This window comes from Pseudomonas cuatrocienegasensis, assembly GCF_900110925.1.
In the GTDB taxonomy this organism is placed as follows: Bacteria; Pseudomonadota; Gammaproteobacteria; order Pseudomonadales; family Pseudomonadaceae; genus Aquipseudomonas; species Aquipseudomonas cuatrocienegasensis.
In genome coordinates, this window is record NZ_FOFP01000006.1 from 201,525 (window position 1) to 228,302 (window position 26,778).

Genomic DNA, 26,778 nt, shown 5'->3' on the forward strand with positions numbered 1-26,778 from the left:
TTCCTCCCCAGGAAAGATGTGAATATTTCGCATTTGCGAATTCTCATCATCACCCCCACCCAAGGGAATCACTTTTACAACTGTTACACACCGGCATGGGGCAGGCGCAGCTCCATCAGCAAACCGCCGGCTGCGCGGTTACAGGCGCGAATGCTGCCGCCCGTGGCGTTGACCTGGCGCTGCGCCAACGCCAGGCCCAAACCGAAACCGGCGCGCTCGCCCGCGCCGCGAAAGAACGGCTGAAAGATCCGCTCCAGCCATTGTTCGGCGACCCCTGGCCCTTGGTCGGTGACACTGAGCAACCAGGCATCACCCTCCTGGGTCAGGCTGACTTCGACCTGACCGCCCGCGGGGGTGTGATCCAGCGCATTGCGCACCACATTTTCAATGGCCTGGCCCAGGGCGCGACTGCTGCTGCCGTGCAGCGGTGCGCTGTCCGGTAGCTGGCAGACGATATGCCGGTCCGGGTACTCGAAGCGCGCATCGTCGAGGATGCTGTCGAGCAGCTCGGACAGATCGAGGTTTTCGTCGCGCAGCTCGGGCCGCTCATTCTCCAGCCAACTCAGGGTCAGGGCGTCTTCGACCAGACGGCGCATGCCGGCGCAATCACTGCGGATGCGTTCGAGCAGGCCCGCCCGGTCAGCGCCCTGTTCGGCCAGGCTTACCGCCATTTCGATGCGCGTCAGCGGGGTGCGCAGTTCATGGGACATATCCGCCAGGCGCTGACGCTGGTCGATGATCAACTGCCCGGTACGCGCCGCCATGGCATCGAAGGTCTCGGCCAGACGCGCCAACTCATCGTTACGCGAGCCGAGCAATGAGCGCACGCGTACATCCAGACGCCCCTCGCTGAACTGCCGGGTGGCCTGTTCCAGACGGCTTAGTGGCTGCATCAGATGGCGGTAGAGCACCAGACAGACGATCAACATCAGCACCAGCGGCACCACCAGTTGCAGCAGCAGCTTGGCGTAGTGCCAATACAGGCCGGGGCGCATGCGCTGCGGCAACTGGATCAGAAAGCGCACCTGGCCGTCGCTGAACGGGATATCCATGATCGGGTTTTCATGGAAATACAGGTGGATCTTCCAGCTCAGGTCGCGGCCCAGGGTAAAGCTCTCGACGAAGCGTTCCGACAAACTGCCGGCCAGCGGCCGTACCTCGGACTCGACCACGGCGGCCCAGGTCTGCTCCTGCTGTTGCAGAGTCTCCAACCAGCGTTGCAACGCCGCATGATCACCGGCGCGGTACAGCGTTTCAGCCTGCTCGGCGTAGTGGCGCAGGGTGCGCTGGTCCTCGGCATCGATAAAGCTCATGCGCTCTTCGGTTTGCCAGGCCACCCGGGCGATCACCCAGAACAGCACCACGCTACCCAGGGCGATGACCAGGCACAGCTTCCAGAACAGGCGGCGGTTCATGTGAAGGCGTAACCGCGGCCGTGCAGGGTCTGCAGGCGATCAGCGCCCAGCCCGGCATCGGCCAAGCGCCGGCGAATGCGGCTGATGTGCATATCCAGGCTGCGGTCGTACTGGCTGTATTCGCGCTCTAACGCCATGCGGTACAGGTAGGGTTTGCTCAACGCCTCGCCGCGATGACTCACCAGCAACCAGAGCAGACGAAACTGCAGCGGCGTCAGTGCCAGGTCGCAGTCACCGACCCGCGCCTGCTGGGCGTGGCGATCCAGGTGCAACGCATCAACCTGCAACTGCTGCGGCTGCGCGCCGCGGGCCACCTCCGGCGTACGGCTACGGCGCAGCACGGCATCAATGCGCAACTGCAGCTCGGTGATGTTGAACGGCTTGGGCAGGTAATCGTCGGCGCCGTGGCGCAGGCCACGAATGCGCTCCTCCTCGGCACCACAGGCGGTGAGCATGATCACCGGCGTCTGCTGTTGTTCGCGCAGCCGGCGCAACACGGCCAGGCCATTGATATCCGGTAACAGCACATCAAGCAGGAGCAAGTCCGGCGGCTCGGCCAGGGCCATGCTCAGCCCCGCCTCGCCCAGATGGCTCGCCTGGGTGGCATAGCCCTGGCCGCGCAGCAGCTCGCCGAGCTGGGCAGCCAGGGTGCGGTCGTCCTCGATGATCAGAATGCGGCCCAGGCTGGTGGTCATGGCAGCGTGCTCGGCAGGAAAGCATGCAAAATATAATAATTCTCATCTACATGCTATTAACCGATGCTCCTTGGCCTGGCAGCGCACTGCAAAGTGCCACCACTGCGCGTCCCGCACCCTCGGCTGGCACGATAACGTCCGCCAAAACGCGCCCGGACAGACCGATCTGGCCATTTCAGGGCACCTCCCCGCAGTGGCATGTTCGCTGCACAGGCCTTGCACATCCACGCCCGTAGTCTTGGAGAGTGCCATGCATACGCAGTCCGCCTACTCGCCCCGCAACGCCGTCAAGCAGGATGCACTAGACAACACCATGGGCCAGATCAAAAAGCTGGTCAGCGACCTGGAACACAACGCCAACGAAATCAGCGGCATCGTCAATGTCATCCGCGACGTGGCCAAACACACCAACCTGCTGGCCCTCAACGCGGCCATAGAAGCGGCCCGTGCAGGAGAAGTCGGACGCGGTTTCGCCGTGGTAGCCGATGAGGTGCGGGCCCTCGCGCAACGCACCGCCACAGCCACCAGCGACATCGCGCAGAAAGTCCAAAGCATCGGTGTGGACACCCGTAATGCGGTAAAAGGCGTCGAACTGGCCGAGCGCGATGCCATGCAGGAAACCGCACGCCTGCTGGCCGCCCAGGAAGCGGCCCGCCTGGAAACTCGCCTGGCCAAGCTGGCCGCCACCCTGCATGGCCTCAAGCGCGTGATCGAAAGCTTGAAACAAGCCAATCTCGGCCCGCAGCGTGAAGCGATCAACGCGGTAATGGCAGCCAACCTGAAAGCCGACAAGGATGTGCTGGCCTACTCCTGCTGCCTGGAGGCCAACGTGCTGGATGGCCGCGACAGTGAGTTCTGCAGCGCGCCGGGGCACGCCCCTGACGGCCGCTTTATCCCCTACTGGAACCGTGGCCAGGGCTCAATCGCTCTGGAGCCATTGGCCGACCACGACAAACCCGGCCTGAACGACTGGTATGAAATACCCCGGCGCAGCAACCATGACCTGATGATGGAGCCCTACGACTACTCCGTGAATGGCCGTAGCGTACGCATGACCTCGCTGATGGTGCTGGTAAAGTTCAACGAACGCTTTGCCGGCGTACTCGGCGCCGACTTCGCCCTGGACAACCTGCAAAAGGATTTGTCCGAGCACAAACCGCTGGGCGTCGGCTACCTGGCGCTGCTGTCGACCGCAGGCTCCTACATCACCCACCCAGACCCGGCCTGGGCCGGCAAGAACGCCAGCGACCTGAACAGTGATGCGCGCCAGGCGATCAAAACCGGCAAGGCCTACCGCTATGTGCAAAACGGCGATCTGGTGCGGGTGTTCTGCCCGGTCAATACCGGCGTTGCGCAAACACCCTGGGCACTGATGGTGTGTTTCAGCATCGAGGCGGCGCTCAAGGCCCAATCCGGCGCCTGAGCGGCGGCTCAGCGAGGCGTCTGGCGTCAGCAAACGCAGCGGGCATCCTGTATACTTCGCGGCCAATTTCCAGCTCCACGATCAGGTTCCCGCATGACCACCCAGGCCGCCGAAGTCGCCAAGCGCCGCACGTTCGCGATCATTTCCCACCCCGACGCCGGTAAAACCACCATTACCGAAAAGCTTCTGCTGATGGGCAAGGCAATTGCCGTGGCCGGTACGGTGAAGTCGCGTAAATCCGACCGCCATGCGACCTCCGACTGGATGGAAATGGAGAAGCAGCGCGGTATCTCCATCACCACCTCGGTGATGCAGTTCCCCTACCGCGAGCACATGGTCAACCTGCTCGACACCCCGGGCCACGAAGACTTCTCGGAAGACACCTACCGCACCCTGACCGCAGTGGACTCGGCGCTGATGGTGCTCGACGGCGGCAAGGGCGTCGAGCCACGCACCATCGCCCTGATGGACGTCTGCCGCCTGCGCGACACGCCCATCGTCAGTTTCGTCAACAAGCTCGACCGCGATATCCGCGACCCGATCGAGCTGCTCGACGAGATCGAAGCGGTCCTCAAGATCAAGGCCGCGCCCATCACCTGGCCGATTGGCTGCTACCGCGACTTCAAGGGCGTGTACCACCTGGCCGATGACTACATCATCGTCTACACCCCGGGCCACGGCCACGAGCGTACCGAAACCAAGATCATCGAAAAGCTCGACTCCGATGAAGCCCGCGCCCACCTGGGTGACGAGTACGAGCGCTTTGTCGAGCAGCTTGAATTAGTGCAAGGCGCCTGCCATGAATTCGATCAGGACGAGTTCATGAACGGCCAACTGACCCCGGTGTTCTTCGGCACCGCCCTGGGCAACTTCGGTGTCGACCATGTGCTTGATGCCGTGGTCGATTGGGCGCCCAAGCCGCTGGCGCGGGTGGCCAACGAGCGCACCGTGGAGCCGGTGGAAGAGAAGTTCTCAGGCTTCGTGTTCAAGATCCAGGCGAACATGGACCCGAAACACCGCGACCGCATCGCCTTTATGCGCATCTGCTCGGGCAAATACAGCCAGGGCATGAAGATGCGCCACGTACGCACCGGCAAGGACGTGCGCATCGGCGATGCCCTGACCTTTTTCTCCAGCGAGCGCGAGATGCTGGTCGAGGCCTATGCCGGCGACATCATCGGCCTGCACAACCACGGCACCATCCAGATCGGCGACACCTTCACCGAAGGCGAAGCCCTGGGCTTTACCGGCATCCCGCACTTCGCCCCGGAACTGTTCCGCCGCGTGCGCTTGAAAGATCCGCTGAAATCCAAGCAGCTGCGCCAGGGCCTGCAGCAACTGGCCGAAGAAGGCGCGACCCAGGTGTTCTTCCCCGAGCGCAGCAACGACATCATCCTCGGCGCCGTCGGTGTGCTGCAGTTCGACGTGGTCGCCAGCCGCCTGAAAGAGGAATACAAGGTCGAGTGCGGCTACGAGCCGATCACCGTCTGGTCAGCGCGCTGGATCGAGTGCAGTGACAAGAAGAAGCTCGAGGAATTCTCCAACAAGGCGGTGGAAAACCTCGCCCTGGACGGCGGCGGCCACCTCACTTACCTGGCCCCGACCCGGGTCAACTTGGCGCTGATGGAAGAGCGCTGGCCGGATGTGAAATTCCGCGCCACCCGCGAACATCACTGACAGGAGGCCCGCAATGCGGGCCTCCATGGGGGTTAACAGGCCGTTGAAAAACGTTGGCGAGGCAGTCAGCGCAAGGCAAAAACAGGCGAGGAAGCGGAGTGTACGAGCTGTACATGAGCATTCCGAGCCTGTTTTTAACGCCGCGATGGCAACGCAGGTAGTTTTTCAACAGCCTGTTAAGGCGCAGCGTCTACGTCGAGAGTCCAGGCCACCAGCGAATCGCCGATGCGCGTACCGAACGAGCCGTGTCCGCCGGCCATCACCACCACATACTGCTTGCCGGTCTTCTCCGACACATAGCTGATCGGCGTGGCTTGCCCACCCGCCGGCAGACGATCCTTCCACAGTTCTTCCCCGGTGCGCAGGTCGTAGGCCCGCAGGTAGTAATCCAGGGTGCCGCTAAGAAAACCTACGCCACCGGCCGTGATCAGCGGCCCGCCCAGGGCCGGTACGCCAACGCTGAAGGGTATGCCCAACGGTGCACTGTCACGGCTGGTGCCGTTCTTGTGCTGCCAGACCTTTTCCATGCTGCGCAGATCAACGGCGGTGACGTAGCCCCATGGCGGCGACTGGCATGGCAAACCCAGTACCGAGAGGAAGGGCTCCAGGCTGACCATATAGGGCGCGCCCAGGTTGGGTTGCAGGCCCTGCTCACCACCGCCCATGCGGGCGTCTTCGGGAACCTCTTCACGTTTGACCAGGCGCGAGACAAACGCCAGGTAGTTTGGCGCGCCGAACAGCATCTGCCGCACCGGATCGACCGCCACCGACGGCCAGTTGAACACCCCGACATTGCCCGGATAGATCAGCGAACCCTGCTCCGAAGGTGGCGTGAAATCCCCCTCATAGCGCAGCTGGCGGAACTGGATGCGGCACATCAGTTGGTCGAACGGCGTGCCGCCCCACATGTCACGCTCACGCAGCGCCTGCTCGGGTGCATAACTGAGGGCCGAGGCCGGCTGGGTCGGCGCGGTGAAATCGCCTTCCACCGTGCCCTGGGGCACCGGCTGCTCGCTGACCGGCACTATGGGTTCGCCAGTGCGCCGATCGAGCACATAGAGATCGCCACGCTTGGTCGGCTGGATGATCGCCGGCACCGTACCCTGGGGGCCGTCGATATCGACCAGAGTGGGCTGGGACGGCAGGTCGCGGTCCCAAAGGTCGTGGTGTACGGTGCGAAATTCCCAGCGCACCTGGCCGCTGGCCAGATCCAGGGCGACCAGCGCAGCAGTGAAGCGCTCGGCCTCGGGAGTACGCGGTACGGCCCACTGGTCGGGCGTCTGATTGCCCGTGGGGATATACACCAGCCCCAGGGTTTCGTCCGCCGTGGCGATGGTCCAGGAGTTGGGTGTGCTGCGCACATAGGTCTCGCCCGCCGGCAACGGTTCGGTGGCATCCGGACGGCCGGGGTCAAAATTCCACACCAACTCGCCCGTGCGCACGTCATAGGCACGGATCACCCCACCGGGGGAATCCACCGCGCCGTTGTCGGTGACCGAGCCACCGACGATCACCAGTTTCTCGGTGACCACCGGCGGCGAAGTCGGCAGATAGACGCCCAGGGCGTCGTCGCCCAGAGCGACCTTGAGGTCGACCATGCCGCCTTTGCCGAAATCCTCACAGGGCTGGCCATCGTGCAGGTCGAGGGCGTACAGCGTCGCGTCATTGGTCGGCAGGAACAGCCGCTGCGTGCAACGCTCGACCGCTTGCGCGGATGCCACCGGGGTACGTTGCCGGGTGTCGCTGGGCACGATACTCGGCTCACGCGCCTGCGCCGCCATGACCGGCTTCGCGGGCTCGGTGTAGACCGCCGCATCGTGATAGGCCAGGCCACGGCAGGTCATGTGCTGGTAATACTCGGCCTGCCGGTTGATGGCCGGATCGAAGCGCCAGCGCTCCTCGCCGGTATCGGCATCCACCGCGATGGCGATGCTGTGCGGGGTGCAGATAAACAGGTTGTCACCGACCTTCAGCGGCGTGACCTGGTTGGTCAGCTCGCCTGGGTCGCCTTCGCCCGGCAGGTCGCCGGTGTGGAATTCCCAGGCCTTTTTCAACTGACCGACATTCTCCGGACTGATCAGATCGGCCGTGGCGTAACGGTCACCACGGTCCGAACCGCCATAGGCGCTCCACTCACTGGCCGAGCGACCGGCCTGCGCCGCCGGGTTACCGCCGGCCAGGCGCGCGCTGTCGAAGGTGCCATCCAGGCGATGGTAATCCTGGGTAAGCGAGTAGCCGGCCATGCTCGCACCGAGCAGCAGACCCAGCCCGAGCAGCCCCGTTGCGCCGTCACGCCAGTAAGGCTGCGGGCCGATATGCCGGTTGATAAACGGCAGGAACAACCACAGACCGAGCAGGCACCAGAGGTCGATACGCGGCGCCAGCTGCCACCAGTCGAAGCGCACCTCGAACACGGTCCAGGCCAGGCTCGCCAGTAGCAACACGGCGTACAGCCAGAGCGCAGCACGCTGACGTCGACGGATCAGCACACCCACCAGCAGCAACCCCACGCCCGCCAGCAGGTAGTACCAGGAGCCACCCAACCAGGCCAGAGAGACCCCACCCAAGGCCAGCAGCCCGCCCATCACCCCTGCCACCCAGGCCGTCAGCACCACGCGCAGCGGTTGTGCCGCGTATCCGTCCGTCATCGCTCTCTCCATTTTCTGCCAGCCCGCCGACGACGGACACCTGCTCAATGGATTTGGAGCAGCCTCCAGAGTTCAGGGATTCTGCGGCCATTACCTGTGGGAGCCCCGCCCCGGGGCGAATCGATTGCAGCCGTTCAGTGACTTCGGCGTTGTACACGGCATTCGCCGCGGGGCGCGGCTCCGACAAACAGCAATCGTCGCTGGGCAACCCTGCACTGGGAGGCACGGATCGCGGATAAGCCTGAGGCTAAGGCTTCTCCGGCCACGGCAGGATTGGAATGGCGGTAACCGCGTTCTGCGGGCTGCCTTCGATCACCCGGTCGCTGTAAACCAGGTACACCAGGGTATTGCGCTTGCGGTCGTAGAAACGCACCACCTGCATGGTCTTGAACACCAGCGAGGTGCGTTCGCGGAATACTTCTTCGCCTTCCTTGAGCTCGCCGGAGAAGCGAATGGCCCCCACCTGACGACAGGCGATGGAGGCTTCGGCGCGGTCTTCGGCCAGGCCCAGGCCGCCCTTGACGCCACCGGTTTTGGCGCGCGAGAGGTAGCAGGTCACGCCCTCGACCTTGGGATCATCGAAGGCCTCGACCACGATCTTGTCGTTCGGCCCCATCCACTTGAAGACCGTTGAGACCTCGCCGATCTCTTCAGCCAGCGCCATCCCCGGCAGCAGCATTGCCCCCAACAGCCATACCTTGATGCCTTTCATCGCGTCACCTCAGACCAGAATCATGTTGTCGCGGTGGACCAGCTCCGGCTCATCGACATAGCCCAGCAGGCGTTCGATGGCATCCGACGGCTGACCGAGGATTTTCTGCGCTTCCAGGGCGCTGTAGTTGGCCAGACCGCGCGCCACTTCCGTCCCGTCGGCCGCCACGCAGACGACCATCTCACCACGCCGGAAACTGCCTTGCAGCGCCTTGACGCCAACCGGCAGCAGGCTTTTGGTGCCCGTGCGCAGCGCCCGCACAGCACCGTCGTCGAGCACCAGGGTGCCACGGGTCTGCAGGTGGCCAGCCAGCCACTGCTTGCGCGCAGCGAGCATGCCGCGCTCGGGGGCGAGCAAAGTACCCAGCCGCTCGCCCGCCTTGAGCCGCGCCAGCACCTGTTCGATAGCGCCGCCAACAATCACCGTATGCGCACCGGAACGGGCTGCCAGGCGCGCGGCGCGCAGCTTGGTCTGCATGCCGCCACGCCCCAGCGCACCGCCCACGCCACCGGCCACGGCGTCCAGCGCCGGGTCGTCCGCCCGCGCCTCGAAGATCAGCTCAGCAGCGGGGTTGTGCCGGGGGTCGGCGTTGTACATGCCGTCCCGGTCGGTGAGGATCACCAGCAAGTCGGCCTCGACCAGGTTGGCCACCAGCGCGGCCAGGGTGTCGTTGTCGCCAAAACGGATTTCATCGGTGACCACGGTGTCGTTCTCGTTGATCACCGGCACCACATCCAGGTCGACCAGCGTGCGCAGGGTGCTGCGCGCATTCAGGTAGCGCTTGCGGTCGGACAGGTCATCATGGGTCAGGAGGATCTGCGCGGTGCGCCGGCCATGCTCGGCGAAGCTCGACTCCCAGGCCTGGATCAACACCATCTGACCAATGGCTGCTGCCGCCTGCAATTCGTGCATGGCACTCGGGCGCGCACCCCAGCCCAACTTGCTCATACCCGCTGCCACCGCACCGGACGACACCAGCACCAGTTCGACGCCCTGCTCGCGCAGCGCCACCATTTGCTTGACCCATACCGCCATGGCCGCGCGATCCAGACCGCGGCCGTCCGCCGTCAGCAGCGCGCTGCCAATCTTCACCACCCAGCGCTGTGCGCTCGTTACCTTGTCACGCATGATCATCCAACCCCAGCAGCGACCTGTGATTACCAAAACCCTTGTATGCCTACAAAAACGCTATGTCCCAATAGGCTGTTGCTACCCCGAGCAGGCCATAACGCAGCACCGGCATAAACTCAGGTGCAGGAGCCCCGCCTCGGGGCGAAGCGATTGCAGCCATTCAGTTACCTCGGCGTTGCCCATGGCCTTCGCCGCGGAGCGCGGCTCCCACAAAAGCATCCTCGCCGCGCAACACAGTACTGGAACACAGCCTACAAAAACGCCGCAATTAAGCGGCGTTGGCGTAGTGCTTAATCCCGGACGTAAATGATTTCCGGGCCGTCTTCAGCATCCTCTTCATCCCAGAAGCTGTCGTCTTCAGTCTCATCACCCACAGCCCTGACACCGGAGCGACGCAGCGCACGCTTGTCGTCCAGCGCCTGCAACTGGGCGCGCGCTTCGTCTTCGATACGCTGATCGAGCGCGGCCAGCTCGGCGGCAAATTCCGGGTTCTCCTGAATGCGCTCGGAGCGCGCCTCAAGGTATTCCATGATGTCGTAGCAGAGCTTCTCGGTGCCTTCGCGCGCCAGGGCGGAAACCACATAGACCGGGCCTTCCCAACCCAGCCGCTCGACAATCGCCGCCACACGCGCATCGCGCTCGTCATCGGGCATCTGGTCAACTTTATTCAACACCAGCCAGCGATCGCGCTCGGCCAGCGCCGGGCTGAACTTGGTCAGCTCATCAACGATAGTCACCGCCGACTCACCCGGATCGGTCAGGTCCAGCGGCGCCATATCAACCAGGTGCAGCAACAAGCGCGTACGCGACAAGTGCTTGAGGAAGCGGATCCCCAGGCCCGCGCCGTCGGAAGCGCCTTCGATCAAGCCCGGAATGTCGGCAATCACGAAGCTCTTGTAACGCTCGACACTGACCACGCCCAGGTTTGGCACCAGGGTGGTAAAAGGGTAATCAGCAACCTTCGGTTTGGCCGCCGACACCGCACGAATAAAGGTGCTCTTGCCGGCATTCGGCAAACCGAGCAGCCCCACATCGGCCAGCACTTTCAGCTCCAGCTTGAGGTCGCGGGCATCGCCCGGCTTGCCCGGCGTGGTCTGGCGCGGCGCACGGTTGGTGCTGGACTTGAAGCGGGTGTTGCCCAGGCCGTGCCAGCCGCCCTGGGCGACCAGCAGGCGCTGACCCGCCTTGGTCAGGTCGCCAATCACTTCCTGGGTGGAGGAGTCGATCACCGTGGTGCCGATCGGCACCGGCAGGATCAGGTCTTCGCCCTTGGCGCCGGTGCAGTCGGTGCTGCCACCCTTTTCGCCGTTCTGCGCCTGGAATTTACGCGTATAGCGGTAATCGACCAGGGTATTGAGGTTCTCGGCCGCTTCGATATACACCGAGCCGCCATCACCGCCATCGCCACCGTTGGGGCCGCCCTTCTCGATAAACTTTTCACGACGAAAAGCCATCATGCCGTTACCGCCGTCGCCGGCTTTTACAAAAATCGATACTTCATCGACGAATTTCATCAGTACGCCTCCCGCTGCAAGCGGGTCAACAAATCAAAACAATCAGGCTCTTGCCGGATAACCCCGCGCACCGAGCGCGGCAACCTGGGTGATCGGGCAAGAACCCCTAGAATACAGAAACAAAAAAAACGCCTGGTGCGTTTTTTAACGTCGCTTGCGACGGCCCGTAGGGTGGTCACCATGGATGGCAGACCAATAAAAAAGCCCCGTCGCAAGGACGGGGCTTTCCCAGCAGTCGCGCGATTAGGCCGCGACGACGCTCACGTAACGGCGGTTGAACGCGCCTTTTACTTCAAACTTGATCACGCCTTCGATTTTCGCGAAGAGGGTGTGATCTTTACCCATGCCTACGCCGTAACCGGCGTGGAACTGGGTGCCGCGCTGACGCACGATGATGTTGCCAGGAATGATTTTCTGGCCGCCATACATCTTCACGCCAAGGCGTTTGGCTTCTGAGTCGCGACCGTTGCGGGTACTACCGCCAGCTTTTTTGTGTGCCATGAGTTCAATACTCCTATAAAGGGATCAGCGCTTAACGAATTAAGCCTGAATACCGGTGATTTTGATCTCGGTGTACCACTGACGGTGGCCCTGACGCTTCATGTGGTGCTTACGACGGCGGAACTTGATGATGGTCACTTTATCGTGACGGCCTTGAGCAACAACCTCGGCCACGACTTTGGCGCCTTCAACAACCGGTGCGCCGATGGTCACATCGTCGCCGTTGCCGATCAGCAGTACACGGTCGAAAGTCACGGCTTCGCCAGTGGCGATTTCGAGTTTCTCGACCTTAAGGAATTCGCCTTCGGTGACTTTGTATTGCTTGCCACCAGTAACAATTACAGCGTACATGGTAAATCTCCGTTGATCCTGCTCACCCAGCGCTTTATAGGAATAAGTGTCGGCTGGCATGGCTGCTTGGGGCCGGAAGGACACCCTTGCAATTGCGTAAGGCAGGGAAATACCCAGGGGGAAGTTCAGGGTGCGCGATTGTACGCAAGCCCACTACAACGTGCAAGCGCCAAGGTGCTTCGCCTTGACAGTGCGCAGGCGGCCCACCTAGCATGCCGCGCAACCTTCGAGGAGCACGTCCCGCTGATGCAACCCCAGGCTTTCTACCGCGTCGTGGCGGATGACTTCACCGCCGTCGACGGCATTATCCGTCAACAACTGGTATCGCGCGTACCGCTGGTAGAAAAGATCGGCGACTACATTATCTCGGCCGGTGGCAAACGCCTGCGTCCGCTGCTGGTGCTGCTCAGTGGCAAAGCCCTGGGCCTGGAGGGCGACAAGCTACGCCTGCTGGCGGCGACTATCGAGTTCCTGCATACCGCCACCCTGCTGCACGATGACGTGGTCGATATGTCCGACATGCGCCGCGGCCGCAGCACCGCCAACGCGCAATGGGGCAATGCACCCAGCGTGCTGGTCGGCGACTTCCTCTATTCGCGCTCGTTCGAAATGATGGTCGAGCTCGGCTCCATGCCGGTGATGAAGATCCTTTCCAAAGCCACCCGGGTGATCGCCGAAGGCGAAGTGCTGCAACTGTCCAAGGTGCGCGACGCCAGTACCACGGAGGCCATCTACATGGAGGTGATCCGTGGCAAGACCGCCATGCTGTTCGAGGCCTCGACCCATAGCGCCGCCGCCCTGGCCGGCGCGAATACCGAACAGAGCGAAGCGCTGCGCACCTTTGGCGACCATCTGGGTGTGGCCTTCCAACTGGTTGACGACCTGCTCGATTACCGCGGCGATGCCGAGGCACTGGGCAAGAATGTCGGCGACGATCTGGCGGAAGGCAAACCTACCCTGCCGCTGATCTACACCATGCGCGAAGGCACGCCCGAGCAGGCGGCACTGGTGCGCAAGGCGATCCAGAAAGGCGGTATCGAAGACCTCGAGCAGATCCGCGAGGCCGTGGAAGCCTCCGGCGCACTCGATTACACCGCGCAGATGGCCCGCGACTATGTGGAACGCGCCATCGCCTGCCTCGACAGCCTACCGGCCAGCGAATACCGCGACGCCCTGATCGAGCTCAGCCGCTTCGCGGTCGCCCGCACGCACTGACACCACCCGGCAACCCTGAAAGCCCGTCCTCGTGATGGGCTTTTTGCATTCGGCGCGACGAAAGGCAGCGATTAATTCTTGCTATAAATGAAATAAGAATTATTCTCATCTTACTACTTGAAGGGAGATGAGCCATGACTTACATGATCGACGCCTGGCTGGACCGGCCACACCCGTACCTGCGCATCCTGCATCGCGACACCGGCGAGGTCTGCGCCGTGCTCGAGGAAGATGCCCTGGATGAACTACGCGACCAGGGCGACCTCGACCTGCACGAACTGGGCTCCAGCGAGCCGCTGGTGCTCAAGGAGCTGGTGCGCAACCTGTTCCTCTACTGCTATGCCCGCGCCCTGCGCCCGTAAGGCCTGTACTGCGCGCCGGTGCGCGCAGCGCACCCTACCCACGCGTCACCCGCACTAACGGCGCCGGCCCGCCGCACAGCGAAGCAGCACATACCGTAGGGTGCGCCGTGTGTTCACCAAGGCTCGGCACGCAGAATCGGTGTGCGCGGCGCACCTTACGTATATTGGAGCGCCTTACGCCGCTCGTGATGAATACGCGGCCAATAAAAAACCCGCCATTTAGGCGGGTTTTTTATTTTCAAGCAAGCTTGAAATGGTGGGTCGTGTAGGATTCGAACCTACGACCAATTGGTTAAAAGCCAACTGCTCTACCAACTGAGCTAACGACCCTAAAATGGTCGGGGTAAGGGGATTCGAACTCCTGACATCCTGCTCCCAAAGCAGGCGCGCTACCGGACTGCGCTATACCCCGATAAGAAGTTTGGCTCCGCGACCAGGACTCGAACCTGGGACCCAATGATTAACAGTCATTTGCTCTACCGACTGAGCTATCGCGGAACATCATACTTCTGCTCTTTTACAGTATCCGGCGTCGCCGTTTCCCGTATCAGAGGCGCGCCATTTTACGGTTTAAAAGCACCCTGTCAACCCCTTAAATTGCTTTTATGACAATGCTTTGCAGACTTAGGGTCTGTTAACCTTTCAGCCACGAGCTTCGAGCCGCGAACGAAACGCCAACAGCCCCTTGGGTGGCCTACTATATGTCCATCGGTACAGTGATCGCCGCAGGACGTACCAACCGCCACGGCTCAGCCAGGAATATCCATGAGTACTCAGGGTACGCCACCCAAACCACCCGCCACGGTTCATACGCTGGCTAGTCGCGGGATCCAGCCACGCTTTGGCGATTTGGTGCAAAGCTGCCGCAAGCTGGTGATGAACCACCTGGCCGAGCGCCTCACTCTGGTCTTCGCCCATGTCGACGACACCTTGTTCGAGTGCGCAGAAAAGGCCGAGAACAATCAGGTACAAACGCTGTTCTTCGACGCCATGCGCGACATTCGCCGGCAACGACCACAGATCGAGCGGCGCTACCACCAAACAGTCGCCCAACAGTTCGCCGACTTTCTTGACGGCAAGCTTGCCGTCCCACCCAGCGAGGCCGTCGACGCCGAGCATCTGGCGCTGGTACAGAACGAGGATTACGAGGAAAGCCTGCAGATCACCAATATGGTCAGCCGGGTCAAGGCGCGAAGTGCACAGAGCCTGTTCGCGTTGGAGCAACGCCTGGCCCTGCTCAACAATGGTCAGAAGCTGCTTGAGGACGGCAACCCGTTCGGCCCGCAGATGATCGCCCAGGCATGTCGCGAGGCCCTGGCGCCCTGCCCCTTTACGCTACGCATCAAAGTCATCCTCTATGCGCTGTTCGACAGCCATGTCATGCAGAGCCTGGAAGCGCTCTACGGCGCGCTGAATCAACGCCTGATCGACGCCGGCGTACTGCCCAATCTCAAATACAGCGCACCACGCAATACCAATCCAGTGCCACGCAGCACACCAGCGCCTGCCGCTCCCGTTACGGCCAGCAGCCCAGGCACATCAGCGGTCACCGGGCCGGCAGCGAGCAGTGTGCAAACCCGCGAGTCGCGTACTGGCGCACCTGGTACAACGCCGTTCGACCTCAATGGCCCGCCGCCCAGCGACCCGGACAACCTGCTCGACGGCCTGGCTCAGTTACTTGGCGAGCATCGCCAGCGCAACCGTGACGCCCCCTTGCTCGGTGGCACCCGTAGCATCGCCAGCTTCGCCTCACGAGATGCGACCCGCACCTACAGCGCCGCCGAACTGCTCGAAGCACTCAACCGCATGCAACGCGCGTCGGCCGATGAGCTGAGCCAGCGCCTGCACAGCCCACAGCCGGTCGAGGCGCTGAAAGCTGGCTTGCAGCACCAGCTTGACTCACACAGCAGTCAGCCAGGTCAGCAGAAACTGGCTGATCCGGAAACAGATGTCATCGACCTGGTGGGCATGCTGTTCGACTTCATACTCGACGACGACAACCTGCCGGACCCTTGCAAGACCGCCCTGTCACACTTGCACACGCCCTACCTGAAGGTGGCGCTGCAGGACAAGGCACTGTTCACCCAGCACAATCACCCCGCCCGCCGCCTGCTCAACGCCATGGCTCAGGCGGGTGTGCTCTATGGTGGTGACGGCGACGAGCGCGGACTGCTGGCCAAGATGCAGTGGGTGGTCGAACGGGTAATCCATGGCTTTGAGGGCGACCTGCGGGTATTCGAAGAACTGCTGGACGAGTTCAGCGAGTTCGTCGCCACCCTGCGCCACAAGGTCGAGCTGCGCGAGCGCCGTGCCGTGGAAGCAGCCAAAGGCCGCGACAAACTCCTCGGCGCGCGCCAGCAAGCGGTAGACGAGATCGTCCGTTGCCTGGGTAGCCGCCAGCTACCGAACATCATCCGTAATTTTCTCGAACTCACGTGGGCTGACGTGCTGGTCTTCGTACTGCTACGGCATGGCGATCAGGGCCCGGAATGGCAACGCGCCCGCGAGGTTGCCGAGCAACTGGCCTGGAGCGGCACACCACTGGATGCGGCCGGCAACGAGCAACTGCAACGCCTGCGCGCGCCGCTGCTGGACGATCTGCGCAAGGGCCTGGAGCTGCTCGGCGGCTATCACGACGATGGCATCCGCCGCCTGCTGCAAGACCTCGTCGCCTGCCAGTACGCGGTGCAGGCCAAACAGCCACAGGTAGCCGCCAAACTCAACCCGGCACTCCCCGAGAGCCCACTGGGCGCCATGCTCGGGGAAGATGCCAGCCTGGCGACCTTGGCGCCCCGTGCAGCCGGTCTGTCCAGCCGCGCCCAGGCACTGGCGCGCGAACTGGGGCATATCGAGTTCGGCACCTGGTTCGAGTTCGTCACGGGCGAGCAAATAAGCACGCTCAAACTGTCCTGGTTCAGCCCAACCACCCACAACTACATGTTTGTCGACCACAGCGGTCAGCGCGTGGCGATCAAGCCCCTGACACTGCTGGCCAGCGAAATGGAGCAGGGCCTGGCGCGCATTGTGGTACGTGACCGTGGCGCGCCCATGGTCGACCGGGCGCTGAATGCCATTTACCGCGTGCTGCAGCGCGTCACCGGCCGCACGCACGAAACCCGCTAAGGAGTCGCCATGGACGATCGTCGTCAGCACAGTCGCTTCAGCACCCAGCTGCAGCTTGAAGTCTTCGAGTTGCACAGCGGTACGCGCATCGGCCGCGTGGTCGACCTTTCGGCCGACGGCTTCATGCTATTTAGCGACACCCCGCAAACCCCAGACGCGCTGGTGGAATGCCGACTGGTTAGCGAGCAACTAATTGAGGGCATTGGCGAAGTGCGTTTCGGCGCAGACTGCCTGTGGTCACGCCCGGGCGCGGATGGTCAACACAGCTGGGCCGGTTACCACATCATCGACCTGGCCGACGATCAGGCCAACGCCCTGGCGGTTGTGCTGCAGCATCTCTGAGCCCGAAGGTATCGCACTAGAGGCGTAACCAGCACAGCAAGCCGTCTTAAAAATAGCCTGGGTTGAGCGTAGCGACACCCAGGGATAGAGTCTCCCGGGTATCGCTGCGCTCAACCCAGGCTACCGGACTGCCGGCCCCATGGTAGGAGCATCACCGCAGGGCGCCTGCTTAGTGAAAGACGATTTCGTCGTCTTTCACCGTGCCGGTGACGCGGCTGCCGGGCTCGAACTTGCCGGCCAAAATCAACTGCGCCAGCGGATTTTCGATCCAGCGCTGGATCGCACGCTTGAGCGGGCGGGCGCCGTAGACCGGGTCGTAGCCAATGGCGATCAGCTTATCCAGCGCTTCGCCGCTCAGGTCCAGGCCCAGCTCGCGCTCGGCCAAGCGCTCACGCAGGCGGTCCAGCTGGATTTGCGCGATGCCGGCGATCTGCTCGCGCGCCAGCGGCTCGAAGATCACCACCTCGTCGATACGGTTGATGAACTCGGGACGGAAGTGCGTGCTCACCGCATCCATCACCGCCGCGCGCTGCGCCTCGCGGTCGCCGACCAGCTCCTGGATCTGCGTCGAGCCGAGGTTGGAGGTCATCACCACCACGGTGTTCTTGAAGTCCACGGTGCGCCCGTGGCTGTCAGTCAGGCGGCCGTCTTCGAGCACCTGCAGCAGCACGTTGAACACATCCGGGTGGGCCTTCTCCACCTCATCCAGCAAGATCACCGAGTAAGGTTTGCGGCGTACTGCTTCGGTCAGGTAGCCACCCTCTTCGTAGCCGACATAACCGGGCGGTGCGCCGATCAACCGAGCCACGGAGTGCTTCTCCATAAACTCGGACATGTCGATGCGCACCAGCGCCTCTTCGGTATCGAAGAGGAACTCGGCCAGCGCCTTGCACAGCTCGGTCTTGCCCACCCCGGTCGGGCCGAGGAAAAGGAACGAACCACTCGGCCGGTTCGGGTCCGACAGCCCGGCACGGGAACGGCGCACGGCGTTGGCCACTGCGACCACGGCCTCTTCCTGACCAATCACCCGCTGGTGCAACAGGCCTTCCATCTTCAGCAGCTTATCGCGCTCGCCTTCGAGCATCTTGCTGACCGGGATGCCGGTCCACTTCGACACCACCTCGGCGATCTCTTCTTCGGTGACCTTGCTGCGCAGCAGCTGGTTCTCGGTCTTGCCATGCTGGTCGACCATCTGCAGGCTGCGCTCCAGATCCGGAATGATCCCGTACTGCAGCTCGGCCATACGGTTGAGGTCGCCCTTGCGCCGCGCCGCTTCCAGCTCCTGACGCGACTGCTCGATGCGCTGCTGAATCTGTGCCGAACCTTGCACCTCGGCCTTCTCGGATTTCCAGATGTCTTCCAGATCAGCGTATTCGCGCTCCAGCCGGGCGATGTCTTCGTTGAGTTTGGTCAGGCGCTTGATGGCAGCGTCGTCGTCTTCCTTTTTCAGCGCCTGGGCTTCGACCTTGAGCTGAATCAGACGGCGTTCCAGACGATCGAGCACTTCCGGCTTGGAGTCGATCTCCATGCGGATACGGCTGGCAGCCTCATCGATCAGGTCGATGGCTTTGTCCGGCAACTGACGGTCGGTGATATAGCGGTGCGAGAGCTTGGCCGCGGCGATGATCGCGCCATCGGTGATCGCCACCTTGTGGTGCACCTCATAGCGTTCCTTGAGGCCGCGGAGGATGGCGATGGTGTCTTCCTCGCTCGGTTCATCGACCAGCACTTTCTGGAAGCGCCGCTCCAGCGCCGCGTCCTTCTCGATAAACTGGCGGTACTCATTTAGCGTCGTGGCACCCACACAGTGCAGCTCACCGCGCGCCAGGGACGGCTTGAGCATATTGCCGGCGTCCATCGCGCCCTCGCCCTTGCCGGCACCGACCATGGTGTGCAACTCGTCGATAAACAGGATGACCCGGCCTTCCTGCTTGGACAGCTCGTTGAGCACGGCTTTCAGGCGCTCCTCGAACTCGCCGCGGAACTTCGCCCCGGCGATTAGTGAGCCCATGTCCAGGGACAACAGGCGCTTGTCCTTGAGGCCATCCGGCACTTCGCCGTTGACGATGCGCTGAGCCAGGCCCTCGGCAATGGCGGTCTTGCCCACGCCGGGCTCGCCGATCAGTACCGGGTTGTTCTTGGTACGCCGCTGCAAGACCTGGATGGTGCGACGGATTTCATCGTCGCGACCGATCACCGGGTCGAGCTTGCCTTCTTCGGCACGCTTGGTCAGGTCGACGGTGTACTTGTCCAGGGCCTGGCGCGATTCCTCGACATTCGGGTCGTTCACCGCATCGCCACCACGCAGGTTGCTCACGGCGTTTTCCAAGGCTTTCTTGCTAACGCCTTGACCGAGCAACAGCTTGCCGAGCTTGGTGTTGTCATCCATGGCGGCGAGCAGCACCAGCTCGCTGGAGATGAACTGGTCACCCTTCTGCTGCGACAGGCGGTCGGCCTGGTTGAGCAGGCGCGCCAGGTCCTGGGACAGGTTGACGTCGCCGGTGGGGTTCTGAATTTTCGGTAGCTGGTCCAGCTCCTTGCTCAGGGCCTGGCGCAGACTGTTGACCTCGAAGCCGACCTGCATCAGCAGCGGGCGGATCGAGCCGCCCTGCTGGTCGAGCAGCGCCTGCATCAGGTGCAGCGGCTCGATGGCGGCGTGGTCGTGGCCGACGGCCAGGGATTGGGCGTCGGACAGGGCGAGTTGCAACTTACTGGTTAAACGGTCGATTCGCATGGCGTCATCCTTCCTTTAAAGGCAGGCCGGCGCGATGCATGCGCCTGAAACTACAAACCTGCCGAGATGCAGACTAGATGAGGCCGATTGTGCGCGTTTCAAGCGGCACGCAGTTGATATGGATCAGAGGCATCCGCGCGAACGCAAGAGGGTAGCCTGGGTTGAGCGCAGCGATACCCGGGAAGGTGTTAGCGATCAGACAGCCAGATCAGCGAAGCAAAGCGCCCAGTGCGCGAGGCAAGGCGGTAGGAGTAGAAGCGCGGGTCGCTGTGGGTGCAGAAGCCACCGCCATACACAGCCGTGACCCCGCAGGCGGCCAGGCGGATACGCGCCAACTGGTAGATATCCGCCATAAAACGCCCGGCATTGACGCTCGGCACAAAGGCACTGGCGGCCTGGGGATGGCTGGCCACGAAGGCGTCGCGCACCTCGCCGCCGACCTCGAAGGCTTGCGGGCCGATGGCCGGCCCCAGCCAGACCAACACATCCTCGGGCGCACAAGCGAGCGCCGCAACCGTGGCTTCCAGCACCCCTGCCGCCAGCCCACGCCAGCCGGCATGGGCCGCAGCGACGCGGGTGCCGGCACGGTCGCAGAACAGCGCCGGCAAACAATCGGCAGTCATGACCGTACAGGCCAGGCCAGGGGTTGTGGTCCAACTGGCATCGGCTTCATGCACCTGCGCCGGGTCGGCCGCAACCACCTGCACGCCGTGCACCTGGCTTAGCCACGCCGGTTGGCAACCGAGCTGGCTGACCAGGCGCTGGCGGTTCTTGGCCACGGCCTGGGGCTCGTCGCCAACGTGATCGCCGAGGTTGAAACTGTCGAACGGCGCCTGGCTGACGCCGCCATCACGAGTGGTGACGCAGGTGCGCACCCAGGCTGGCGCCGGCCAGTCCGGGCTCAGCCAGTCATGGGCACTCACCCGATAAACGCCTCGCGGTCCTGGCGCAGCAAGGTCAGCAGCCAGACCAGATCATCCGGCAGCGGCGACTGCCACTTCATGCGCTCACCAGTGATCGGATGATCGAGTTCGAGAAAACGCGCGTGCAGCGCCTGACGCGGGAAAGCCTTGAGGCTTTCGACCATGGTTTGGCTGGCTGCTGGCGGAATGCGGAAACGCCCGCCGTAGACAGGATCACCGACCAGCGGATAACCGACGTGGCTCATGTGCACACGAATCTGGTGCGTACGCCCGGTTTCCAGTTTGACCCGCGCATGGGTGTGCGAACGGAACCGCTCCAGTACCCGGTAATGGCTGACCGCCGGCTTGCCGCCATCACTCACGGCCATGCGCTGGCGCTGCGAGGAACTGCGACCGATGGGTGCATTGATCTTGCCGCCGGCGGTGATCACACCGATGACGATGCATTCATAGATGCGGCTGACCGTGCGCTTCTGCAGTTGATCGACCAGACGGGTCTGCGCCTCGATGGTCTTGGCCACCACCATCAGCCCGGTGGTGTCTTTGTCCAGGCGGTGCACGATGCCGGCACGCGGCACGTTGACGATATCCGGTACGTGGTGCAGCAGCGCATTGAGCAGCGTGCCGTCGGCATGCCCGGCTGCCGGGTGCACGACCAGACCAGCAGGCTTGTCGATCACCAGAATCTGCTCGTCTTCATAGACGATGTTCAACGCGATGTCCTGGGCAATCCACTCGCCCTGGGCTTCCTGCTCGGCCTTGAGGGCCAACTGCGCACCGCCGTGGACGATGTCGCGCGGGCGAATCACCTCACCGTCGACGGTCAGCAGACCTTCCTTGATCCAGGCCGACAGGCGCGAGCGCGAGTGCTCCGGGAACAGCTGGGCGGCGACTTGGTCAAGGCGTTGACCGCCCATATCGGACGGCACCTCGGCGCTCATTTCTATGGTCTGCGTATTGATAGAGGACATGCTCGGCAACGGCGGGGAGGTCTGAGAAGGTCTAGCCTTTGGTTTCGGCTACACGCTTGTGGTTAAATACGGCGTCTTTGCCCCAGGGATACCGGGGGCGCTCATCATAACAGGACGGCCCCGCTCAAGACAGCCGCCGTCTCAGGGACGCTAGCCGCCATGCACGTGAAACACCTGCTGCTGATCGCCATCCTCGCCCTTACTGCTGCCTGCTCCTCCAACGAGGTGCTGGACGAAAACCTGAGCGAGACCGAGCTCTACCAGCAGGCGCAGACCGACCTGGACAACAAGAGCTACACCAGTGCGGTGACCAAGCTCAAGGCGCTGGAGTCGCGCTACCCGTTCGGGCGCTATGCCGAGCAAGCGCAACTGGAGCTGATCTACGCCTACTACAAGAACGTCGAGCCGGAAGCTGCACGTTCCTCGGCCGAGCGTTTCATTCGCCTGCACCCGCAGCACCCGAACGTCGACTACGCCTACTACCTCAAGGGTCTGGCCTCGTTTGACCAGGACCGCGGCCTGCTGGCGCGCTTCCTGCCGCTGGACATGACCAAGCGTGACCCTGGCGCGGCCCGCGATTCCTACAACGAGTTCGCTCAGCTCACCAGCGGCTACCCGAACAGCCGTTATGCACCCGATGCCAAGCAGCGCATGATCTACCTGCGCAACCTGCTGGCGGCCTACGAAGTGCACGTGGCCCACTACTACCTGACTCGCCAGGCCTATGTCGCTGCCGCCAACCGTGGCCGTTACATCGTTGAGAACTTCCAGGAAACCCCAGCCGTTGGCGACGGCCTGGCGATCATGACCGAGGCCTACCAGCGCCTGACTCTGGACGACCTGGCGGCCACCAGCCTGGCCACCCTCAAGCTCAACTACCCGGATCACCCGACCCTGGTCGATGGCGAGTTCGTGCCAAGCCAGGAAGAAGCAGACACCCGCTCCTGGCTGGCCAAAGCCACCCTCGGCCTGATCGAGAGCGAAACACCTCTGCCGCCGGGCCAGACCCGCGCCAGCCAGGACGTGATCCGCCAGTACGAAGACGCCCAGGAGCAAATCCCGGATGAACTCAAGCCGGAAAATCAGGAAGCCGTGCGCCAAGAGGAACAGGAAGCCGAAGGCAACAACAGCGACCGTTCCTGGTTTAGCTACATGACCTTTGGTGTGTTTGACTGATCACTCAAGCCATGAAAAAGGGAAGCCTCGGCTTCCCTTTTTTGTGCGCGCTACTTTTCAAAGGCTATGTAGCAATTGAGTGTTTCACTACATAGCAAAGTAGGGTGCGCCGCGCGCACCAAGCGTAACCAGGCCTCCGGTGCGCACGGCGCACCCTACGGAATGCAGCGTCCCTTCGCGCCAGGCACGCACCAATCAGTCACCCAGCCGCCAGCCCGAGGTGATCGGGTAGCGGCGATCGCGACCAAAGCCGCGCTGAGTCACCCGCACGCCCACTGCCGCCTGGCGACGCTTGTATTCGTTGAGGTCGACCAGACGCAGCACGCGGCGCACGGTCTCGGCCTCGAAGCCGGCGGCGATGATGGCATTGGCCGACAGGTCGTGCTCGATATACAGGCGCAGGATTTCGTCGAGTACCGGGTACGGCGGCAGGGAGTCTTCGTCCTTCTGGTCCGGCGCCAGCTCGGCAGATGGCGGCCGGTCGATAACCCGCTGCGGGATCACCAAACCAAGGCTGTTGCGGTATTCGCAGAGGCGAAAGACCAGGGTCTTGGGCACATCCTTGAGCACGTCGAAACCACCCGCCATGTCGCCGTAGAGCGTGGCGTAGCCCACCGCCATCTCGCTCTTGTTGCCAGTGGTCAGCACCAGATAGCCCTTCTTGTTGGAGATGGCCATCAGCAGCGTGCCACGGCAGCGTGCCTGCAGATTCTCCTCGGTGGTGTCACGGCCCATGCCTTCGAACACCGGCGCCAGGGTGCCCATAAAGGCTTCGACCATCGCCGCAATCGGCAGCACGCGATAGACCACCCCGAGCGCCTTGGCTTCGGCCTCGGCATCATCCAGGCTCATTTGCGCGGTGTAGTGGTAAGGCATCATCACCGCCTCGACATGCTCGGCACCCAGCGCATCGACGGCCACGGCCAGGGTCAGTGCCGAGTCAATGCCGCCAGACAAGCCCAATACCACGCCCTTGAAGCCATTCTTGCGCACGTAATCACGCACCCCGACGACCAGCGCCTGGTACACGCTGGCTTCAATGCTCGCCAGCGGCGCGCAAGCGGCCCCCGGCACCTGCAGCGACGCTCCATCAATCTGCAGCTCTACGAGCTGCAAGCCTTCACTGAACGCCTCGCTGCGCTGCAGTACCTGGCCGTCGGCCGCCACCACGCAACTGCCGCCGTCAAATACCAGCTCATCCTGCCCACCGACCTGGTTGACATAGACCACCGGCATCGCACCTTCACGGGCGCGCGCGGCGAGGATGGTTTCACGCTCGCGCTGCTTGTCGAGGTGAAACGGCGAGGCATTCAAGCTGAGCATCAGTTGGGCACCGGCGGCGCGGGCCTGGGCCATCGGCTCGGCAAACCAGATGTCTTCGCAGATGGTCACGGCAACCCGTACACCCTTGAGCGAGACCACACACGGCTGGTCACCGGCCTCGAAATAACGCTTCTCATCGAACACCCGATAGTTGGGCAGCTTCTGCTTGTAATAGCGCGCTTGCACCTGGCCGTCGGCGATAAAGGCCGCGGCGTTATAACGCCGCTCGCCCTCCAGCCAGGGGAAACCCACCACCAGGGTGATGCCCTGGGTTTCTGCCTGCAGACGCTGCAGCCCCTGTTCGATACGCAGCTGCATGCTCGAGCGCAGCAGCAGGTCTTCCGGCGGATAGCCGCACAGGGTCAGCTCGGGGAACAGAATCAGGTCAGCCTGAAACTGATCGCGAGCCTCATGGGCCGCCGCGATAATGCGGTCGACATTACCGTGCACATCACCGACACGCATGTTCAACTGGGCCATTACAACCCGCAGGGTCTGGCTCAAGCGCCACCTCCAGAAAAAACTCGTTTGCGACGCCAAGCGCTGTCGCGGCTTACTATCATTGTCCCGCATCGTCACCCGCGGAAACAACGCATAGCCGAGGGTCTGTTCCCATTTCGTTCGCGGCCGCGCCGAAACGAGAACAGACCCTACGCTTTCGAGGCTGTGCGCTACCGACGCAGTTAGCTAAACTCGCCGCTCAATTCACCAGAAGAGCACACCATGGGCCTGTTCCGCCTGCTAGTTATCATCGCCATCGTGGCCACTGCTGTCTGGCTCTGGCGTCGGTTCAGCAGCCGGCCCAAGGCTCAGCCGCCCCGGCAGGACGCGCCAGCGCCCATGATACGCTGCGCCCATTGCGGCGTTCACGTCCCACGCGACCTGGCGATCAATCAGGATGAGCACTGGTACTGCAGCCAGGCGCACCTTGTGCAAGGCCCGGCCTCCGGTGGGCGCTGACGCTCTCGCCCTGAGCGGGATACAGGGGCGGCGGGTCCTGCGGCTGTACCATCTATACCGGCTGACCATCGGCCTGGCGCTGGTGCTGCTGGTCTCCAGCGACCTGGACCAGCAGCTGCTCGACCTGCATCACCCCACACTATTTCGCAACGGCAGCTGGCTGTACCTGATACTGAATATCCTCGTGACCTTCACGGTCAGGCAGCCACGACGGCTGACCCAGGTGTTCAGCCTCGCCCTGGTCGATGTAATCCTGCTGGTCGGCCTGTTCTATGCCGCTGGCGGTACCCCTAGCGGCATCGGCAACCTGATCATCGTTGCAGTGGCCATCGCCAATATTCTGCTGCGCGGGCGGATCGGCCTACTGATCGCCGCGGTGGCGGCCATCGGCCTGATCTACCTGACCTTCTACCTCAGCCTCGCCAATCCGGCAGCCGCAGCCCAGTACGTACAAGCCGGCGCCCTGGGCGCACTGTGTTTCGCTGGGGCGCTGTTCGTCCAGGCCGCAACCCGCCGCCTGCAGCTTAGCGAGAGCCTGGCCGAGCAGCGTGCCGCCGACGTACGCAACCTCGAGACCCTCAATGCGCTGATCATCGAGCGCATGCGCACCGGTATTCTGGTTCTGGATGACCAACACCGTGTGCTGCTGGCCAACCAGGGCGCCCTCACCCTGCTTGGTCGCGAGGCGCTGGCGGGGAAAATTCTCGACCCTCACGCGCCTGAGCTGATCAAACGCCTGCAACACTGGCTACACAACCCGACCCTGCGCCCCGCCAACCTGAAACCCCATGCGGACGGCCCGATGCTGCAGCCCAGTTTTATCCCGCTGCAAGGCGCCGAACAGCGGCACATCCTGGTGTTTCTCGACGATATCTCGCAGATCGCCCAGCAGGCCCAGCAGCTCAAGCTCGCCGCCCTCGGCCGCCTGACCGCCGGCATCGCTCACGAGATTCGCAACCCGCTCGGCGCCATCAGCCACGCCGCCCAGTTACTGCAGGAATCGGAAGACCTCGCCGGCCCCGACCAGCGCCTCGCACAGATCATTCAGGACCATTCGCGGCGCATGAACCTGGTTATCGAAAACGTGCTGCAACTGTCGCGACGACGCCAGGCTGAACCGCAGTTGCTCGATCTCAAATACTGGCTGCACCGCTTCGCCAGCGAATTCCGAAGCGCCGCCCCCGCCAATCAGCAACTGCACCTGGAGACCCAGGCCGGCACCCTGCAAACGCGTATGGATCCACACCAGCTGAACCAGGTGCTGACCAACCTGGTGCAGAACGGCCTGCGCTACAGCGCTCAGCACAACGCACTGGGCCAGGTCTGGCTAAGGCTGTTTCGCGACCCCGAGAGCGACCTGCCGGTGCTCGAAGTGCTGGATGACGGTATCGGCGTGCCAGATGAGCAGGTCCAGCATATTTTCGAGCCCTTCTACACTACCGAGAACAAGGGCACCGGCCTTGGCCTGTATATCTCCCGCGAACTGTGCGAAAGCAACCAGGCCCGCCTTGATTACAAACCCCGTGAAAGTGGCGGCAGCTGCTTTCGCGTCACCTTCGCCCACCCGCGCAAACTGAGCTGA

General features: G+C 63.0%; 21 protein-coding genes, 3 tRNA genes and 1 pseudogene. 10 read left to right on the plus strand and 15 right to left on the minus strand.

Going from position 1 to position 26,778, the window contains the following annotated elements:
- Window positions 1-83: 83 nt before the first annotated feature.
- A complete protein-coding gene (locus tag BMW49_RS10955) occupies window positions 84-1,415 on the minus strand; it encodes a sensor histidine kinase (RefSeq protein WP_069518027.1) in 1,332 nt (443 codons plus the stop codon).
- Window positions 1,412-2,110, minus strand: coding sequence for a response regulator transcription factor (locus BMW49_RS10960; protein WP_069518029.1), 699 nt, complete (start codon window positions 2,108-2,110; stop codon window positions 1,412-1,414). The genes BMW49_RS10955 and BMW49_RS10960 overlap by 4 nt, the downstream gene beginning before the upstream one ends.
- Before the next feature lie 364 nt (window positions 2,111-2,474).
- Between BMW49_RS10960 and BMW49_RS25775 the strand changes: the two are divergent.
- From BMW49_RS25775 to BMW49_RS10970, 3 genes and pseudogenes are all read left to right on the plus strand, one after another.
- A pseudogene (locus tag BMW49_RS25775) lies at window positions 2,475-2,690 on the plus strand (methyl-accepting chemotaxis protein); the annotation flags it as partial.
- Between the two features lie 30 nt (window positions 2,691-2,720).
- On the plus strand, window positions 2,721-3,533 hold the full coding sequence (locus tag BMW49_RS25330) for a PDC sensor domain-containing protein (protein WP_482822334.1): 813 nt from the start codon (window positions 2,721-2,723) through the stop codon (window positions 3,531-3,533).
- Between the two features lie 93 nt (window positions 3,534-3,626).
- Entirely contained in the window at window positions 3,627-5,210 is a 1,584-nt protein-coding gene (locus BMW49_RS10970; RefSeq protein ID WP_069518031.1) for a peptide chain release factor 3, read from the plus strand.
- Window positions 5,211-5,386: 176 nt separating this feature from the next.
- On the opposite strand, the gene BMW49_RS10975 is transcribed toward BMW49_RS10970, so the two are convergent.
- From BMW49_RS10975 to rplU, 6 genes are all read right to left on the minus strand, one after another.
- On the minus strand, window positions 5,387-7,858 hold the full coding sequence (locus BMW49_RS10975; protein ID WP_069518033.1) for a membrane-bound PQQ-dependent dehydrogenase, glucose/quinate/shikimate family: 2,472 nt from the start codon (window positions 7,856-7,858) through the stop codon (window positions 5,387-5,389).
- Window positions 7,859-8,105: 247 nt separating this feature from the next.
- Window positions 8,106-8,570, minus strand: a complete 465-nt coding sequence (locus BMW49_RS10980; protein ID WP_069518035.1) for a CreA family protein — start codon at window positions 8,568-8,570, stop codon at window positions 8,106-8,108.
- Between the two features lie 9 nt (window positions 8,571-8,579).
- Window positions 8,580-9,698 carry a glutamate 5-kinase gene (proB, locus tag BMW49_RS10985; RefSeq protein WP_069518038.1) on the minus strand — a complete coding sequence of 373 codons (1,119 nt, stop codon included), beginning with the start codon at window positions 9,696-9,698 and terminating at the stop codon, window positions 8,580-8,582.
- A 293-nt stretch (window positions 9,699-9,991) separates the two neighbouring features.
- The gene (gene cgtA, locus BMW49_RS10990) at window positions 9,992-11,215 is read right to left on the minus strand and encodes an Obg family GTPase CgtA (protein ID WP_069518040.1); all 1,224 of its coding nucleotides are present in this window, start codon (window positions 11,213-11,215) and stop codon (window positions 9,992-9,994) included.
- 243 nt (window positions 11,216-11,458) lie between these two features.
- Window positions 11,459-11,716 carry a 50S ribosomal protein L27 gene (gene rpmA / locus BMW49_RS10995; protein ID WP_003176049.1) on the minus strand — a complete coding sequence of 86 codons (258 nt, stop codon included), beginning with the start codon at window positions 11,714-11,716 and terminating at the stop codon, window positions 11,459-11,461.
- 39 nt (window positions 11,717-11,755) lie between these two features.
- A complete protein-coding gene (gene rplU, locus BMW49_RS11000; RefSeq protein WP_069518042.1) occupies window positions 11,756-12,067 on the minus strand; it encodes a 50S ribosomal protein L21 in 312 nt (103 codons plus the stop codon).
- Window positions 12,068-12,313: 246 nt separating this feature from the next.
- Between rplU and BMW49_RS11005 the strand changes: the two genes are divergently transcribed.
- Window positions 12,314-13,282, plus strand: coding sequence for a polyprenyl synthetase family protein (locus BMW49_RS11005; RefSeq protein ID WP_069518044.1), 969 nt, complete (start codon window positions 12,314-12,316; stop codon window positions 13,280-13,282).
- Between the two features lie 134 nt (window positions 13,283-13,416).
- Window positions 13,417-13,644 (plus strand): PA4570 family protein, encoded by a 228-nt coding sequence (locus BMW49_RS11010; RefSeq protein WP_069518046.1) that lies wholly within the window; start codon window positions 13,417-13,419, stop codon window positions 13,642-13,644.
- A 254-nt stretch (window positions 13,645-13,898) separates the two neighbouring features.
- Here the strand turns inward: BMW49_RS11010 and BMW49_RS11015 are convergent.
- The 3 genes from BMW49_RS11015 to BMW49_RS11025 form a co-directional block, all read right to left on the minus strand.
- Window positions 13,899-13,974: transfer RNA gene (locus BMW49_RS11015), tRNA-Lys, on the minus strand.
- A gap of 5 nt (window positions 13,975-13,979) precedes the next feature.
- A tRNA-Pro gene (locus BMW49_RS11020) sits at window positions 13,980-14,056 on the minus strand.
- Between the two features lie 10 nt (window positions 14,057-14,066).
- Window positions 14,067-14,142, minus strand: a tRNA-Asn gene (locus BMW49_RS11025).
- Window positions 14,143-14,409: 267 nt separating this feature from the next.
- Between BMW49_RS11025 and BMW49_RS11030 the strand changes: the two genes are divergently transcribed.
- Complete coding sequence (locus BMW49_RS11030; RefSeq protein WP_069518048.1) at window positions 14,410-16,767, plus strand: DUF1631 domain-containing protein; 2,358 nt, start codon at window positions 14,410-14,412, stop codon at window positions 16,765-16,767.
- A gap of 9 nt (window positions 16,768-16,776) precedes the next feature.
- A complete protein-coding gene (locus BMW49_RS11035) occupies window positions 16,777-17,109 on the plus strand; it encodes a PilZ domain-containing protein (protein ID WP_069518050.1) in 333 nt (110 codons plus the stop codon).
- Between the two features lie 169 nt (window positions 17,110-17,278).
- Here the strand turns inward: BMW49_RS11035 and clpB are convergent, their stop codons facing one another.
- The 3 genes from clpB to rluD form a co-directional block, all read right to left on the minus strand.
- A complete protein-coding gene (gene clpB / locus BMW49_RS11040) occupies window positions 17,279-19,843 on the minus strand; it encodes an ATP-dependent chaperone ClpB (protein ID WP_069518051.1) in 2,565 nt (854 codons plus the stop codon).
- Window positions 19,844-20,031: 188 nt separating this feature from the next.
- Window positions 20,032-20,766: a peptidoglycan editing factor PgeF gene (gene pgeF, locus BMW49_RS11045; RefSeq protein ID WP_069518052.1), complete on the minus strand. Its 735-nt coding sequence runs from the start codon at window positions 20,764-20,766 to the stop codon at window positions 20,032-20,034.
- The gene (gene rluD, locus BMW49_RS11050; RefSeq protein WP_069518053.1) at window positions 20,763-21,737 is read right to left on the minus strand and encodes a 23S rRNA pseudouridine(1911/1915/1917) synthase RluD; all 975 of its coding nucleotides are present in this window, start codon (window positions 21,735-21,737) and stop codon (window positions 20,763-20,765) included. Before rluD ends, pgeF begins: the two co-directional genes overlap by 4 nt.
- A gap of 159 nt (window positions 21,738-21,896) precedes the next feature.
- On the opposite strand from rluD, the gene BMW49_RS11055 reads away from it, so the two are divergent.
- Window positions 21,897-22,913, plus strand: a complete 1,017-nt coding sequence (locus tag BMW49_RS11055; protein ID WP_069518054.1) for an outer membrane protein assembly factor BamD — start codon at window positions 21,897-21,899, stop codon at window positions 22,911-22,913.
- Between the two features lie 195 nt (window positions 22,914-23,108).
- On the opposite strand, the gene BMW49_RS11060 is transcribed toward BMW49_RS11055, so the two are convergent.
- Window positions 23,109-24,740, minus strand: a complete 1,632-nt coding sequence (locus BMW49_RS11060) for an NAD+ synthase (protein WP_069518055.1) — start codon at window positions 24,738-24,740, stop codon at window positions 23,109-23,111.
- Between the two features lie 219 nt (window positions 24,741-24,959).
- On the opposite strand from BMW49_RS11060, the gene BMW49_RS11065 reads away from it, so the two are divergent.
- Together BMW49_RS11065 and BMW49_RS11070 are read left to right on the plus strand one after the other, a co-directional pair.
- Window positions 24,960-25,196: a PP0621 family protein gene (locus tag BMW49_RS11065; protein ID WP_069518057.1), complete on the plus strand. Its 237-nt coding sequence runs from the start codon at window positions 24,960-24,962 to the stop codon at window positions 25,194-25,196.
- Window positions 25,186-26,778, plus strand: coding sequence for a two-component system sensor histidine kinase NtrB (locus tag BMW49_RS11070; RefSeq protein ID WP_069518059.1), 1,593 nt, complete (start codon window positions 25,186-25,188; stop codon window positions 26,776-26,778). The genes BMW49_RS11065 and BMW49_RS11070 overlap by 11 nt, the downstream gene beginning before the upstream one ends.

Bases quoted from the DNA above. Each gene is read 5' to 3' on its own strand.
- BMW49_RS10970 (WP_069518031.1), top strand. From the start codon at position 3,627: ATGACCACCCAGGCCGCCGAAGTCGCCAAGCGCCGCACGTTCGCGATC.
- rluD (WP_069518053.1), bottom strand. From the start codon at position 21,737: ATGTCCTCTATCAATACGCAGACCATAGAAATGAGCGCCGAGGTGCCG.
- cgtA (WP_069518040.1), bottom strand. From the start codon at position 11,215: ATGAAATTCGTCGATGAAGTATCGATTTTTGTAAAAGCCGGCGACGGC.
- BMW49_RS11065 (WP_069518057.1), top strand. From the start codon at position 24,960: ATGGGCCTGTTCCGCCTGCTAGTTATCATCGCCATCGTGGCCACTGCT.
- BMW49_RS10980 (WP_069518035.1), bottom strand. From the start codon at position 8,570: ATGAAAGGCATCAAGGTATGGCTGTTGGGGGCAATGCTGCTGCCGGGG.
- BMW49_RS11030 (WP_069518048.1), top strand. From the start codon at position 14,410: ATGAGTACTCAGGGTACGCCACCCAAACCACCCGCCACGGTTCATACG.
- BMW49_RS11005 (WP_069518044.1), top strand. From the start codon at position 12,314: ATGCAACCCCAGGCTTTCTACCGCGTCGTGGCGGATGACTTCACCGCC.
- BMW49_RS11010 (WP_069518046.1), top strand. From the start codon at position 13,417: ATGACTTACATGATCGACGCCTGGCTGGACCGGCCACACCCGTACCTG.
- BMW49_RS10960 (WP_069518029.1), bottom strand. From the start codon at position 2,110: ATGACCACCAGCCTGGGCCGCATTCTGATCATCGAGGACGACCGCACC.
- rpmA (WP_003176049.1), bottom strand. From the start codon at position 11,716: ATGGCACACAAAAAAGCTGGCGGTAGTACCCGCAACGGTCGCGACTCA.
- clpB (WP_069518051.1), bottom strand. From the start codon at position 19,843: ATGCGAATCGACCGTTTAACCAGTAAGTTGCAACTCGCCCTGTCCGAC.
- BMW49_RS10975 (WP_069518033.1), bottom strand. From the start codon at position 7,858: ATGACGGACGGATACGCGGCACAACCGCTGCGCGTGGTGCTGACGGCC.
- BMW49_RS11055 (WP_069518054.1), top strand. From the start codon at position 21,897: ATGCACGTGAAACACCTGCTGCTGATCGCCATCCTCGCCCTTACTGCT.
- BMW49_RS25330 (WP_482822334.1), top strand. From the start codon at position 2,721: ATGCAGGAAACCGCACGCCTGCTGGCCGCCCAGGAAGCGGCCCGCCTG.
- BMW49_RS10955 (WP_069518027.1), bottom strand. From the start codon at position 1,415: ATGAACCGCCGCCTGTTCTGGAAGCTGTGCCTGGTCATCGCCCTGGGT.
- rplU (WP_069518042.1), bottom strand. From the start codon at position 12,067: ATGTACGCTGTAATTGTTACTGGTGGCAAGCAATACAAAGTCACCGAA.
- proB (WP_069518038.1), bottom strand. From the start codon at position 9,698: ATGCGTGACAAGGTAACGAGCGCACAGCGCTGGGTGGTGAAGATTGGC.
- BMW49_RS11035 (WP_069518050.1), top strand. From the start codon at position 16,777: ATGGACGATCGTCGTCAGCACAGTCGCTTCAGCACCCAGCTGCAGCTT.